We start from the raw sequence: 13,100 nt of genomic DNA on the forward strand, positions 1-13,100 counted from the left end.
GCGGGGGGGGGGGGGGGGGGTGTCTATCGCCCGGGTGCTGGGGGGGGGGGGGGGGGGGGGGGGGGGGCCGGGGGGGGGCCCCCCCCCACCACCGCTTCAAGGGGTCAGGACGCCTTCTGCAGCGTCCAGTTCTGGTAACCGGAGCCGTCGGGGCTCTGCAGCTCCAGCAGCCACGCCCCGTAGTACGGGCGCTTGCCGACGCCCAGGACGTAGGAGCTGTCACCGGCGGCCAGGCGCAGGCCGTCGCCGGCCTTCGTCAGGCGCCACTGCTGCGCGGCGCTGGTGGAGCAGGGCCGCTGCGCGACCCACTGGCCCGGGCCCGGGGTCCCGCCGAGCTGCACGCACTTGCCGGTGGCGGCCGAGCGCAGCCGCACCTTGCCGCCGCCGGCGTCGTCGGCGTACCACTGCTGGGAGGCGAAGCCGGTGGCCTGCGAGCCGACCATGACGGTGCCGTCCGCGGACTTCCCGCCCCACATCTCGGCCGCGAGGCCGGTGTGACCGTTGGTCAGGGTGTACCGCGAGCCCGGCTTGGTGGCCGTGGCTCCGACCGCCGGCGTGTGGAAGGACACGGCGCGGCCCGCCCCGGAGTCGTGCCCGGCACCGTCGCGGACGGAGACGGCCACCGTGTAGTCGGTGTCCGGCCGCAGGTTGTAGATGCGGGCCGAGTTCTGCCCGATCCAGGCCAGGTGGCTGCCGTTCAGCAGCAGCTGGTACCAGGAGGCGGAGGGCACGGCCGGCCAGCTGACCACCGCCGAGTCGGACGTCAGCTGTCCGACGACGGGCACGGGGCCCTTCGACGGGCCGGTGCTGCCGGTCGGCTTCGGGGTCGGTGTGGGGCTGGGGTCCGGGTTCGGGCGGGTGGTGCCGCCCGAGGTCATCAGGAACTGGTTGTTCGCGACGTTCCAGTGCGTGGCCAGGTAGCTGCCCGGTTGCGGACTGGTGTTGTAGTAGTCGTCGTGGTTGCAGTCCAGGCGCTCGTCGTGACCGCGCTCGGGGCAGACGGTGCGCATGGCCGGGTAGTACGGCGCGTCCGAGTAGCACATGATGTCCCACTCGTCGGTGCAGTGCGCGGCCCGGCTGGTGTTGGGGGCGCTGTTGTTGACCGCTCCCAGGTTGTGCCCGAGCTCGTGGGCGGCGGTGGAGCCGCTCCAGCAGCCGGCGTCCGTCCGGCCGTAGGAGGGGCCGAAGTTGCTCAGGTTGCTCGCACCCGGGCGCTCGTCACCGTTGAAGGTGCCGATGCCGCAGTAGACCTTGGCGTCCGCGAAGATCATGTACTTGCGGTCGCGCCGGTCGAAGCCCTGCGCGGCGAGCGCGGAGTTCAGCGCGCCGAACTCCGCGAGCGCGGAGGAGGACACCTCGACGTTGAGCACGCTCGGGACGCAGTCGGCGCCGGTGACGAAGCGGATGTGCCGCACGCCTCCGGTCTCCTGCGCGCTGGCGAAGTAGATGGCGTCCGCGTCGGCGGCCCACTTGCGGAACGACCCCAGGTACTCGGCGTACCGGTCGTTGCCGGGGGCGTGGGCGTAGACGACCTGCACGCGGTTGCCGGTGCTGCCGTCGCCGTCGCACTGCACCTGCTGGCCCGACGGCGCCGCGGGGGTGCTCGCCGTGCCGCCCTGCGCGGGGCGGGCGGGCGGGGTCTTCGCGGCGGCGGTGCCGGCCTGGCGGGCGTCGACGGAGGCGGGGGTGCCCGCCGAGGGCCTGGTCGTGTTCCTGGCGTCGCCCTTGGTGCCGTCGCCGCTGTCGCCGCCGTCCGTGCCGGGCTTGTCCGGAGTCTCGGCGACGTCCTGCGTCTTGACGGCGGGCGGGGTGTCCTTGTCGATGTCGACACCCTTGGGGGGCTTGTCGGGGCCGTGCGTGCACCGGCCGTCGGCCGTGCGCAGGACGCCCGCGCAGCGGTCGCCCTTCGGGGCGGGCGACAGTCCCTTGTAGACCATGCCGTGGGCGTGGTCGTCGGAGGGTATTCGCACAACCGGGTCCGGTGTGCGGTCGTGCGCGGGTGCCGACGCCGGGGCCGGGCCGTCCGCCGCCTGGGCGGCGGCGATGCCGGGCCGGTCCGGCTCGTGCTGGAAGACGCCGCCGAACACCGCGGCGCCCGCGAGCGCTCCTGCCGTGACGGCGACGGCCGCGACCACCATGCCGCGTTTTCGCCGCCGTTGCTGCTGCACCTGTCTTCTGCGACCAGGCAAAGCCACACCTCATTTCCGTGGGGAGTTGTGGGTGGCCGGAAGCATGCCAGAGCGAACGGAGTGTCAGAAGTGATGTTTGGGGCGGAAGTTTTCTGTGCAGGATCCAAGAGAAAGGCGCATGGAACCGCGGTGAACGTCAACTTGAGGAAGAAAAACCGAAGTTACTGATCGGTTTTGATTAGGTCTATTCCAATGCGGTGGCCGTCGTCGACCCTCCGCTTAATAAGATCGTTACCATGGAATAAGGCCCTCCGCTTGTGTGCAATTGCACAACGTGGCAACGCTGTCACCCTTGATCACCTGCCGGGGAATTCTCTTCCTGACCGCAGTAACGTGCATGTGACGTTTCCCACTTCGTGATCACCGGGTTCGCGTCGGAGCGTCTTGCGTGGTCGTCCGCCCAGGTCGCGACGTTCCCGCGGGGCATCGGACCCCTCATGCCGCGATCACTCCCCGTTCTCTCGCATGATCGCTTCGTAATATTTTCGGGTCGGCGATGAGTGTCCCGTCCGGAAAATCGGCAGGGTGGGTTCCAAGAGGCCAACCCGTGCCTCTGCGCAGGTGTGTTGCCTGCTGTCCGGGAATTGCGGGCCTGTGACGACGAGGCCCTGTGACGACGAGAAGCCGGAGGCCCGTGTGAACGATGGCGACGTCAGTGCCGACGCATCGCCCGAAGGCGAGGCGAGCGACCGGCCGGCGGGCGACGTGCTGGCCCTGCCCCTGGACTACGAGGCGTTCTACCTCGGCCACCAGGAGTTCTTCCACGCATTCGCCGAAATCCACCTCGGCAGCCGGTACGCGGCCGAGGAGGTGGTCCACCGGGCCTTCCTGGAGATCCTCGGCGGCTGGAGCCAGTTGCTGCAGGAGGGGGACGTCGAGCAGCGCACGCTCGCCGTGCTGCACCGCTGCGTGCGCAGCCAACTCGACGCCGAGGACCGCACACCGGCGTTCGTCATCAACGGGCCGATCGCCCGCGCCCTGCGGGAGGCCAAGGACAAGCTGGCGCTGATGGAGAGCAGTACCGGCCTGTACGAGGCGATCATCGAGCTGCCGACCCGGCAGTTCACCGTCATCGTCCTGCGCCACCTGCTCGGCTACGAGACCTCCCGCATCGCACGGTTCATGGGGCTGCACGAGAGGACCGTCGACTACCACGGCCGCAAGGCCAGGGAGCGGCTGCGCGCCCAGCTCGGGCTGCCCGCGACCGGGGGCCGGACGAAGAAGAAAGGGGGAGGGCAGTGACCCACACCATCGACGAGCTCCTGGCGGGCGCCAGCGTCCCGGTCACGCCACCGGGCGCGTTCGACGTGGCCGCCGCACTGCGCCGGCTGGCAGCCGACGCCGCCCAGGCGGCGCCGCCGCCGGACCTGGCGCGCACCGCCCAGGCGGCCCGGCACCTGGCCGTGGTCTCGCGCTGGGTCCTCAACAAGCCCGACGCGGCCGTCCACGTGGACCGGCTCGCCGAGGACACCGACGGCGCCGGGCGCGGGGAGGAGCACCTCGACGTCGACGGCGCCCTGGTCTTCGCGTGCCTGCTGTACCTGACCGGGCACCCGGAGAGCGCCCAGTTCTGGTGGCAGCTGGCCGCCGGAGCGGGCCACTGGACCGCCGCGTACTGCCTGCACCTGCACCACCTCGCCCTCGGCGAGAACCGCGAGGCGAAGCACTGGCTGCACCAGGTGATGACCGGGGTCGTCGGCTCCGAGGCGCCCGACGAGGCCTTCCTCGACCGCCTGGAGGCGGTGGCGCGCTACGTCGGCAAGAACGGCTCCTTCGCCAGCGCGCCCACCGGCGGCCTGGAAATGGAGGTCGACCGCCTGGCGACGCAGCACCAGGGCTCCTGCATCATCGTCCGCGGCCCCGACCGCCGCCTGGCCGACCGCCTCCACGACTTCGCCGGACGCTGACCTCCCCGCCCCGTCCGGACACCGCACGCACGAAGGCGGAAAGCCCCCGCCCCGGCCCTCGGCCACCGGACCACCGGGCCGGACGAGGACTTCCCGCCCCCGCGAAACGCACCCCTGGAGAAGAGGACATCCGCCATGCCCGACAACCCCGCCCCCCTCCCGGTGCCCGGCGAAGGCCGCCTCGCCCGTACGCTCCGCTGGGCGCGCCGGCGCCGGCGCACCGCCCTCGGCCTGCTCCTGCGCGGCGTGTGCTACGGCACCGGCACCGGCCTGGTGAGCATGCTCGTCTTCTGGCTCCAGCACCGCGGCTGACCCCGCACCCCGCCGCGGGGCCGCGTGCCCCGCGGCCGCTTCGCGACCTCCCCGCGCGGGCAAGTCGAACACAAGCCGCGCACCGCGCGGCCGTCGCCGGCGGCACCCCGCTTGGCGGCGTGTCCCCCCACCCGCTCGCGGGTACCTGTGCCAGACCCGCACGAAGCGCCGAAGCGCCGAAGCAGCGAAGAGCACCGAAGCGTCGAAGCACGGAAGCGCCGAAGCGCCGAAGAGAGAGGACACCCCGCCGATGTCACCGATGCCGGGCCACCACGACGGACACCACGCCGAGCACGTCAGCCGGGACATCGAGGTGAACCCCGTCTACAGCCGGGAGCCGCTCACCGTCCCCCGCTACCGGATGCCCGACGGGGAGATGGCACCCGACACCGCCTACCAGATCGTCCACGACGAGCTGCTCCTCGACGGCAACGCCCGCCTGAACCTCGCGACGTTCGTCTCGACCTGGGCCGAGCCCCAGGCCCTGCGCCTGATGCACGAGTGCGCCGAGAAGAACATGATCGACAAGGACGAGTACCCGCAGACCGCCGAACTGGAGACGCGCTGCGTGCATATGCTCGCCCGGCTCTGGCACGCCCCCGACCCCCGCCACGCCGTCGGCTGCTCGACCACCGGCTCCAGCGAGGCGTGCATGCTCGGCGGCCTCGCCCTCAAGCGCCGTTGGCAGCACCGCCGGCGCGCCGAGGGCAGGTCCACCGACCGACCCAACCTGGTGATGGGCGTCAACGTCCAGATCTGCTGGGAGAAGTTCGCCGACTACTTCGAGGTCGAGCCCCGCTACGTCCCCATGGAGGGCGACCGTTACCACCTCGACGCGCAGCACGCCGCCGAGCTGTGCGACGAGAACACCATCGGCGTCGTCGCCGTCCTCGGCTCCACCTTCGACGGCTCCTACGAACCCGTCGCCGAGATCTGCGCGGCCCTCGACGAGCTGCAGCAGCGCACCGGCCTCGACGTCCCCGTCCACGTCGACGGCGCCTCCGGGGCCATGGTCGCCCCCTTCCTCGACCCCGACCTCACCTGGGACTTCCGCCTCCCCAGGGTCGCCTCCATCAACACCTCCGGGCACAAGTACGGCCTGGTGATGCCCGGGGTCGGCTGGGCCCTGTGGCGCGACGCCGACGCCCTCCCGCAGGACCTGGTCTTCCACGTGAACTACCTCGGCGGCGACATGCCCACCTTCGCACTGAACTTCTCCCGCCCCGGTGCCCAGGTCGTCGCCCAGTACTACAACTTCCTGCGCCTGGGCTTCGACGGCTACCGCCGCGTCCAGCAGACCTGCCGCGACGTCGCCACCCGCCTGGCCCGCCGGATCGCCGCGCTCGGCCCGTTCGAACTCCTCACCGACGGCGGTGACATCCCCGTCTTCGCCTTCACGCTGCGCGAGGACATCCGCAACTACACCGTCTTCGACGTCTCCGCCGCCCTGCGCGAACGCGGCTGGCTCGTCCCCGCCTACACCTTCCCCCGCAACCGCACCGACCTCGCCGCCCTGCGCGTCGTCGTGCGCAACGGATTCAGCCACGACCTCGCCGACATGCTCCTGGCCGACCTGCGCCGCGTCCTGCCCCGCCTGGAGAAGCAGGGCGAGCCGCACCGCAGCGAGGACGACGCCGGCGGCTTCGCCCATGGCGCCGAGACCAAGAACCCCCGCCGCCCCGGCCACCACTGACCCCGAGCGACCCACCGCCCCGTCAGGAGATCCCGATGTGCCGTCTGTTCGGCCTCACCAGCGCCCCCGAGCGCACCCGCGCCACCTTCTGGCTCCTCGACGCCCCCGACAGCCTCAGCACCCAGAGCCACCACGACCCCGACGGCACCGGCCTGGGCTCCTTCGCCCCCGACGGCACCCCCCACGTGAGCAAGGCCCCGCTCGCCGCCTACGAGGACCGTGCCTTCGCCGAGGAGGCCAAGCAGACCGAGTCGGCCACCTTCATCGCCCACATCCGCTACGCCTCCACCGGCAGCCTGGAGCTTCGCAACACCCACCCCTTCGAACAGGACGGTCGCCTCTTCGCCCACAACGGCGTCATCGAAGGGCTCGACGCCCTCGACGCCCACCTCGGCCCCGACCGCGCGGCCGTCGCCGGCGAGACCGACTCCGAGCGCTTCTTCGCCCTGATCACCCGCGAGACCCGGGCCCACGGCGGCGACGTCGCCGCCGGCATCGCCGCGGCCGCCGGATGGATCGCCGCCCACCTGCCCGTCTACGCCCTCAACTTCGTCCTCGTCACCCCCGCCGACCTGTGGGCGCTGAGATACCCCGACACCCACGACCTGTACGTTCTGCACCGTCCGGCCGGCGGCCACCACGGCGACCGCCACCTCGACCACAGCGGTACCGCCGGCCGCATGCGCATCCACTCCCGCGACCTGACCGGCACCGACGCCGTCGTCGTCGCCAGCGAGCGCATGGACGACAACCCCCACTGGCGCCTGATGGAACCCGGTGCCCTCCTGCACGCCGGCCCCGACGGCATCACCACGACCACCGTCGTGCTGCCCGACCCGCCCGCACACCGTCTGACCCTCGACGACCTGCACCCGGTGGCCGCCGCCTCCCAGAAGGCCGCCTGAAGCGGAGGCCTGAACGCCTGAAGCGGCCGGCTGAAAGGACCGCCTGAAAGGGGGCCCTCTGCCCGAAGCCGCCCCCACGCCCGGCGGCGCCCCCTACGCTCGGCCAGGTGACTCCCGCCCACCCCCGCCGCAGCCGCCGCGGCCGACCGGCCGCGGCCCTCCTGACCCTGCTGGCCCTGGCCGCGGCGCTCCCGGCGGCCGCCGCCCCCGCCCCGCCCGGCCCGGCCGCCGGCCGCGCCCCGGCCTGGACGAGCTGCGTACGCGGCCCCGACGACGACGCCGGCAAGCGGCTGGAGGCCACCGGCGCCCGCTGCGCCGAGGTGACCGTGCCCCTGGACCACACCCGCCCCGACGGGCCTGCCCTGACCCTCGCGGTGGCCCGCATCCCCGCCACCGACCGGGCCCACCGCATCGGCACCCTCGTCGTCAACGAGGGCGGCCCCGCCGACCCCGTCGTCGACTACCTGCCCGACCGCCGAGCGGCCCTGGGCACCGTGGGTGCCCGCTACGACGTGGTCGGCATCGACCCGCGCTTCGCCGGCCGCAACGCCCCCCTCGACTGCGGCTGGCCGACCGGCACGTACATGCGCTCGGCCGGCACGACCCGCGCCGACTTCGACCGGATGGCCGCCTTCCAGCGCGACCTCGCCGCACGCTGTCACCAGGGCCCCACCGCCGCGCTGCTGCCCCACGCCTCCACCCGCAACGCCGCACGGGACATGGACCTGGTCCGGGCGGCGCTCGGGGAACGGCGCATTTCCTACCTCGGCGTCTCCTACGGCACCTACCTGGGCGAGGTCTACGCCGCGCTGTTCCCCGGCCGCCTGGACCGCGTCGTCCTCGACGGCGTCCACGAACCCCACCACCTCGCCCCCTGGCCCGAGTACGGCACCGAGCGCGTCAACGAGGAGGCCCTGGACGACTGGGCCCGCTGGACCGCCGCCCACCATGCGCGCTACGGACTGGGCCGTACGCCCCGGCAGGTGCGGGCCACCGTCGACGCCGTCGTCACCGCCGCCGCCCGCGAACCCCTCGCAGTGGGCCCCTACCGCATCGATCGGCACGTCATGCCCGTACTGCTGTACGCCGTCCTCGGCGAGGACACCGCGGAGGCCGACGGCCAGATCGCCGACATGATGCGTACGCTCAAACAGGCCGCCGAGAGCGGTCCCGTCGAGCCGGACCCCGGCCTCGCCGAGCTTCTGCCCGCCCTGCTCACCGGCCGGGACTCCGCCTACGCCGGCAGCCAGACGGCCTACCTGTGCGCCGACGCCCCCGGCCCGCGCGACCCGCAGACCCATTGGCGGGCCGTCGAACGCAGCCGGGCACGCCATCCGCTCTTCGGCCCGTTCGTCAACGACACCACCCCCTGCGTGTTCTGGACACCGCCGCGCGAGCCCCCCGCCGACGCGCCCGGCGACCTGCCGGCCCTGCTGGTCAACGCGACCGGCGACCCGCGCGTGCCCTACGCCGAGGCCCGCGCCCTGCACGCCCGCTGGCCGTCCTCCCGGCTCGTCACCGTGGCGCACTCCTACCGGCACGCCGTCTACGGCCTCACCTACGCCAACGCCTGCGTCAACGACACCGTCAACGCCTACTTCGCCGACGGCCGCCTGCCCGCCGGCGACCTCACCTGCACGGCGGCACGGCCGTGAGAGCCAGGCGGGAGATCCGCTTCACCGTCGAACGCCTCTCGCCGCTGCCGGCCGAGGAGGCCTGGCGGCGGGTCACGGACTGGGAGCGGCACACGGCGTACGTCCCGCTGACCACCGTCGCGGTGACCACACCGCCGCCCACCGGGCCCGGCACCCGTGTCGTGGCCCGCACCGGCCGCGGCCCGGTGGCTTTCACCGACCCGATGGAGGTCGTGGAGTGGCGCCCTGCGACACCGACCGCTCCCGGCCTGTGCCGGATCGTCAAGCGCGGGCGTGTCCTGGGCGGTCGGGTGGCCGTCGAGGTGCACCCCGATGCGGCGGGCTCCCGCGTCGTGTGGACCGCCGCCCTCCACCTGCGCGCCCTGCCCGCGGCCCTTGCTCCCCCGGCCACCCTCGTGGCCCGCCGCCTGTACGGCCGCCTGGTCGACGGACTCCTCGGCGCCCCGTAAGGGGCGCGGGGAACTGCGCGACAAGCCACGACGCGCCCGCAGACGAAAGTGCCGTGCTCGTCGGATCGAACGCCGCCCCGCGCCCCTACGGGCCGCTGCACGGTCCGCCGGACACGCCCTGAAGCCGTGGACGCCCAGGCCAGGTGGCCCAACGCAGCGCAGCCGCCTCCTGCGGCGGCAGCAGGCCCGCGGCGATCAGCGCGGCCCGGCCCGCCTGCCGGCCGGCGAGGACGTAGCCGAGATCGCCGGAATCCACCTCGTGGAAGGTGCCGTCGGTGATCAGCACCGCTGCCGCGACCCCGTCGAGCCCCTCCTCGAGCCCCTCGCGCAGGGCGGGCAGGAACTCCGGCGGCAGTCGTCGCCGGGGCACCACGGACAGCAGCTCCAGTCCCTCGGCGCCGGCGGCGGGCGGTTCGAAGTCCGCCACGATGTGCGCGTACGGACCGCAGGCTCCCACGTTCTTCTTCACGCGGACGCTCACATCGGTGACCGCTACGGGCAGCCTGCGCCCGCCGGCGGGCCGGGTCACCGGGTGCCGGCCCGGTGTGCGCGCCACTGCGGGGCCAGGACGGACCAGACCTCCATGTCGTGGCGCACACCCTGGTGGGGGTAGGACTCCCGCAGCACGCCGTCGAGCGTCATGCCCAGGCGCTTGGCGACGTTGATGCTCGCGGCGTTGGCCGAGGAGACGTGCCACTCCATGCGGTGCATGCCGCGCACCTCGACCGCCCAGTCGATGAGCATCGTGCACGCCCGGGTGACGAGCCCGTGGCCGACGGCGGACTCCTCCAGCCAGCTGCCCAGTTCGCAGTTCTGCCGTTCGGTGTCGAAGGTGCGGAAGAGGACGCCGCCGACGAGGGTGCCCTGCCGCCATATGCCGTACAGGCGGCCGGTGTCGGCGAGTGCCTTGTCCGCGTACCCCTGCAGGAAGGCGCGGGCGGAGGCGAGGTCGGTGGCGTGGTCCGCCAGGGCGATGTAGCGGCCTATGAACTCCCGCGAACGGTCGATGTGGGCGAGGTACTCCTCGGCGTTCCAGGGCTCGAGCGCCCGCAGTTCGGCACCGTCGTCCAGCGGCATCGCCAGCATGTCATCCCCTCCAAAAGATCTTCCCTGCCGGGCACCCTACTGTCGCACCGGTTCCGGCAGGGCAGCCGGGCGCCGCAACGGCCCCCGTACCAGGCGGTGCTGCACCAGGCAGGTGCCGGCGATGGCTGTGCCGAAGACGGTCCAGCCGAGCGGGCCGGCGGCGATGGCGGCCGTCACGGCCAGGGGGCCCACCGTGCGCTGCGCGGCCTGGGCCAGCCCGTGCACGCCCAGGTAGGCGCCCTGGGCGGCCTCCGGCGCGAGGGCGACGGACAACTCCCAGGAGACGACGGCGTGGAGCATCTCGGCGACGGTGAAGGCGGTGGCCGCCAGCAGCAGCGAAACCGACGCGAGCCCGGGACCACCGGCGGCGGAGGCGGCCATGGCCGGGCCGGCGACGGCGAAGGCGCCGCACAGCGGCAGCAGCAGGCGGCGAGCCGCGGCGGTGGTGGCCCCAAGGCGGGCGAGGGGCACCTGCAGCGCGACGACCAGCACGTTGTTGAGCACCAGCAGGACGGGAACGAGGCCGTGCGGAGCCTTCGTGGCGTGGACCGCCCACAGCGGCAGGCCCACCTTGAAGACGGCGTCGTCGAGGAAGAGCACGCAGTCGGTGACCATGTACGCGAGGTAGGTGCGGTCGCGCCACGGGCTCGGCACCTGCGCCGGTGCCGGCACAGGGACGGGCACGGGTCCGGGCGACACGGGCCCGGCGGCCACGACGCGCGACGGCGCGGCGGCCTCGGCGCACCGCAGGGTGATCAGGGCGGCGGCCACGAAGGAGGCGGCGTCGGCGAGGAGCAGGCAGCGGTAGACGGTGGCGGACCCGGCGCCGAGCGCCACGGCCGCGCCGAGGCCGCCGAGGGCCCAGCCGGCGTTGGCGACGGTCCGGTTGACGGCCTGGTAGCGCACCCGTTCGTCGCCGGCGATCCGGGTGCCGTACAGCTTGGTCAGGACGCTGGCCGCGCGGTCGCCGAACCCGCCGGCCGCCGAGCAGAGCAGCAGCAGGGCGTAGTCGCCGGAGGCCAACAGGCCGGCAGCGGCGAGGGCGCGCAGGATCTGGAAGGCGGCCAGCAGGCGGGTCAGTGGCAGCCGGTCGGCGAGGCGGCCGCCGACGGGCGCCCCCGCGATGCCGGTGACGCCGGCGGTCGCCACGAGGGTGCCCACCTCGCCCAGTCCGAGGTGGGCGGCGTAGGTGAAGTACAGCACCGAGGCGGCGGCCCACAGGCCGCTGCCGACCCGGTCCACCAGGGCCACCACCAGCATCAGGCGCCCGTCGCGCCCTCCCGGTATGCGTGCAAGGACGTGTCCCACGTTGTTGTTCCCCCGTTCACCGGCGGCCGGCGCTCTTGCCAACCGGTTATGTATCAATACATAATTGACTGTGTGGCAGCACAATATGGGATCAGCGGTACGACGGCCAAGGCCCTTTCCGCGTCCATCGAACGCGCCGTGACCGACGGCACCCTCGCACCGGGGGCGGCCCTGCCCCCGGTACGCCGGCTCGCCGAGGACCTCGGCATCAGCCCCGGCACCGTGGCGACCGCCTACAAGGAGCTGCGCCGCCGCGGCATCGTCCTCACCCGCGGCCGCGGCGGCACGGTCGTCGCCCCCGCGCCCGCCGTCGCCACCCGGCGCCCGCCCCGCGTGCCCGAGGGCCTGCGCGACCTGGCCGGCGGCCACCCCGACCCGGCCTTCCTGCCCGACCTCCTCCCACCCGCGCCGCTCACGCCCGGCGCCGGCTCCCATCGCGCGGCACCGCGGCTGCCGCTCCTGGAGGAGGAGGTGCGCGCATGGCTGGGGCAGGAGGGAGTGCCGGCCGAGCACGTGACCTTCGCCCACGGCGCGCTGGACCTGATCGGCCGGCTGCTCTCCGTCGAACTGCGGCCCGGCGACGCCGTCGCCATGGAGGACCCCGGCTACCACCACCTCCTCGACCTCGTCACCGCACTCGGCCTGCGCACGGTCGCCGTCGAGGTCGACGGCGAGGGCATGCGCCCCGAGTCCCTGCGCGCCGCCCTGCGGGCAGGAGTGCGGGCGGTGGTCTGCAGCCCGCGCGCCCAGAACCCGTACGGCGGCTGCCTGTCCGCCGCCCGCCGCGACGCCCTCGTCGGCGTGCTCGGCGAGGCCCCCGACGTCCTGGTGATCGAGAACGACCACGCCGGCGCCATCGCAGCCGCGCCCCTGCACACCCTGACCGCGGGCGGCGCCCTGACCCGCTGGGCCCACGTGGCGACGGTGACCAAGTACCTGGGCACCGACCTGCGCTGGGCGGCGGCCGCCTGCGACCCGGCGACCCTGGCCCGCCACGACGGCCGGCTGCTGCTGACCTCCGGCTGGGTCAGCCACCTGCTGCAGCGGACCGTGCTCGCCCTGATGACCGACGACGTGACGCGCGCCCTGGTCGGGCGCGCACGGCAGGCCTACGCCGAGCGCCGCCGCGCCCTCACCGCGGAGCTCGGCCGGCACGGCATCCCCGCCCACGGCGCGAGCGGCATGAACGTCTGGGTGCCCGTACGGGACGAATCCGCCGTGGTCAACGGACTGCGCACCTACGGCTGGTGGGTGGCCGCCGGCACCCGCTTCCGCATCCACAGCGCACCCGGCGTCCGCATCACCGCCGCGGCACTGCCCCCGGCCGACGCCGCCCGCCTGGCCCGGGACTTCGCGTCAGTCCTGGGGGAGACCCAGGCCACCTACGGCGGCTAGCGGCTGCCACCACGTGGGCGTGACGCGGCACCACGCGCCCGCAGCCAGGGTGCCGTGTTTCGCCCGGGGCCTCGGGGTGGCGCGTCGACTGCGGGCCGTCGGTGGCCGATCGCGCAGTTCCCCGCGCCCCTGACGGGGCGCTGCACCCAAGTCGCGGTAAGGAGCGTTGTCGATCAGCTGCCGGCACATACAGGCGAAGAA

Annotated in this window: 12 protein-coding genes; 8 read left to right on the forward strand and 4 right to left on the reverse strand. The window is 73.7% G+C overall.

Annotated features, from left to right (window positions below):
* Window positions 1-104: 104 nt before the first annotated feature.
* The gene (locus AB0K17_RS30275) at window positions 105-2,168 is read right to left on the reverse strand and encodes an RICIN domain-containing protein (RefSeq protein WP_365984954.1); all 2,064 of its coding nucleotides are present in this window, start codon (window positions 2,166-2,168) and stop codon (window positions 105-107) included.
* A gap of 657 nt (window positions 2,169-2,825) precedes the next feature.
* On the opposite strand from AB0K17_RS30275, the gene AB0K17_RS30280 reads away from it, so the two are divergent.
* The 7 genes from AB0K17_RS30280 to AB0K17_RS30310 all read left to right on the forward strand — a co-directional run bounded on the left by AB0K17_RS30280 (window position 2,826) and on the right by AB0K17_RS30310 (window position 9,110).
* On the forward strand, window positions 2,826-3,431 hold the full coding sequence (locus AB0K17_RS30280; RefSeq protein WP_365969985.1) for a sigma-70 family RNA polymerase sigma factor: 606 nt from the start codon (window positions 2,826-2,828) through the stop codon (window positions 3,429-3,431).
* The gene (locus AB0K17_RS30285; protein ID WP_365984955.1) at window positions 3,428-4,096 is read left to right on the forward strand and encodes a hypothetical protein; all 669 of its coding nucleotides are present in this window, start codon (window positions 3,428-3,430) and stop codon (window positions 4,094-4,096) included. The genes AB0K17_RS30280 and AB0K17_RS30285 overlap by 4 nt, the downstream gene beginning before the upstream one ends.
* A gap of 135 nt (window positions 4,097-4,231) precedes the next feature.
* Window positions 4,232-4,408: a hypothetical protein gene (locus AB0K17_RS30290; RefSeq protein WP_365969987.1), complete on the forward strand. Its 177-nt coding sequence runs from the start codon at window positions 4,232-4,234 to the stop codon at window positions 4,406-4,408.
* A gap of 250 nt (window positions 4,409-4,658) precedes the next feature.
* Entirely contained in the window at window positions 4,659-6,101 is a 1,443-nt protein-coding gene (locus AB0K17_RS30295; protein WP_365969988.1) for a glutamate decarboxylase, read from the forward strand.
* Between the two features lie 35 nt (window positions 6,102-6,136).
* Window positions 6,137-7,006, forward strand: a complete 870-nt coding sequence (locus tag AB0K17_RS30300) for a class II glutamine amidotransferase (RefSeq protein WP_365984956.1) — start codon at window positions 6,137-6,139, stop codon at window positions 7,004-7,006.
* A 107-nt stretch (window positions 7,007-7,113) separates the two neighbouring features.
* The gene (locus AB0K17_RS30305) at window positions 7,114-8,661 is read left to right on the forward strand and encodes an alpha/beta fold hydrolase (protein WP_365984957.1); all 1,548 of its coding nucleotides are present in this window, start codon (window positions 7,114-7,116) and stop codon (window positions 8,659-8,661) included.
* The gene (locus AB0K17_RS30310; RefSeq protein ID WP_365984958.1) at window positions 8,658-9,110 is read left to right on the forward strand and encodes an SRPBCC family protein; all 453 of its coding nucleotides are present in this window, start codon (window positions 8,658-8,660) and stop codon (window positions 9,108-9,110) included. Before AB0K17_RS30305 ends, AB0K17_RS30310 begins: the two co-directional genes overlap by 4 nt.
* Before the next feature lie 85 nt (window positions 9,111-9,195).
* On the opposite strand, the gene AB0K17_RS30315 is transcribed toward AB0K17_RS30310, so the two are convergent.
* Genes AB0K17_RS30315 through AB0K17_RS30325 form a run of 3 tightly spaced genes read right to left on the reverse strand, consistent with a single transcriptional unit; the run spans window position 9,196 to window position 11,504 of the window.
* On the reverse strand, window positions 9,196-9,579 hold the full coding sequence (locus AB0K17_RS30315) for a hypothetical protein (protein ID WP_365969992.1): 384 nt from the start codon (window positions 9,577-9,579) through the stop codon (window positions 9,196-9,198).
* Between the two features lie 56 nt (window positions 9,580-9,635).
* On the reverse strand, window positions 9,636-10,196 hold the full coding sequence (locus AB0K17_RS30320) for a GNAT family protein (RefSeq protein ID WP_365984959.1): 561 nt from the start codon (window positions 10,194-10,196) through the stop codon (window positions 9,636-9,638).
* Window positions 10,197-10,232: 36 nt separating this feature from the next.
* The gene (locus tag AB0K17_RS30325) at window positions 10,233-11,504 is read right to left on the reverse strand and encodes an MFS transporter (protein ID WP_365984960.1); all 1,272 of its coding nucleotides are present in this window, start codon (window positions 11,502-11,504) and stop codon (window positions 10,233-10,235) included.
* A gap of 72 nt (window positions 11,505-11,576) precedes the next feature.
* On the opposite strand from AB0K17_RS30325, the gene AB0K17_RS30330 reads away from it, so the two are divergent.
* Window positions 11,577-12,899, forward strand: a complete 1,323-nt coding sequence (locus AB0K17_RS30330) for an aminotransferase class I/II-fold pyridoxal phosphate-dependent enzyme (protein ID WP_365984961.1) — start codon at window positions 11,577-11,579, stop codon at window positions 12,897-12,899.
* Window positions 12,900-13,100 lie beyond the last annotated feature (201 nt).

It is taken from the genome of Streptomyces sp. NPDC049585, assembly GCF_040675615.1.
Taxonomy (GTDB): domain Bacteria; phylum Actinomycetota; class Actinomycetes; order Streptomycetales; family Streptomycetaceae; genus Streptomyces; species Streptomyces luteosporeus.

Excerpts from the sequence above, each read along its gene's own strand:
- AB0K17_RS30300 (WP_365984956.1), top strand. The coding sequence starts at position 6,137 with ATGTGCCGTCTGTTCGGCCTCACCAGCGCCCCCGAGCGCACCCGCGCC.
- AB0K17_RS30290 (WP_365969987.1), top strand. The coding sequence starts at position 4,232 with ATGCCCGACAACCCCGCCCCCCTCCCGGTGCCCGGCGAAGGCCGCCTC.
- AB0K17_RS30320 (WP_365984959.1), bottom strand. The coding sequence starts at position 10,196 with ATGCTGGCGATGCCGCTGGACGACGGTGCCGAACTGCGGGCGCTCGAG.
- AB0K17_RS30295 (WP_365969988.1), top strand. The coding sequence starts at position 4,659 with ATGTCACCGATGCCGGGCCACCACGACGGACACCACGCCGAGCACGTC.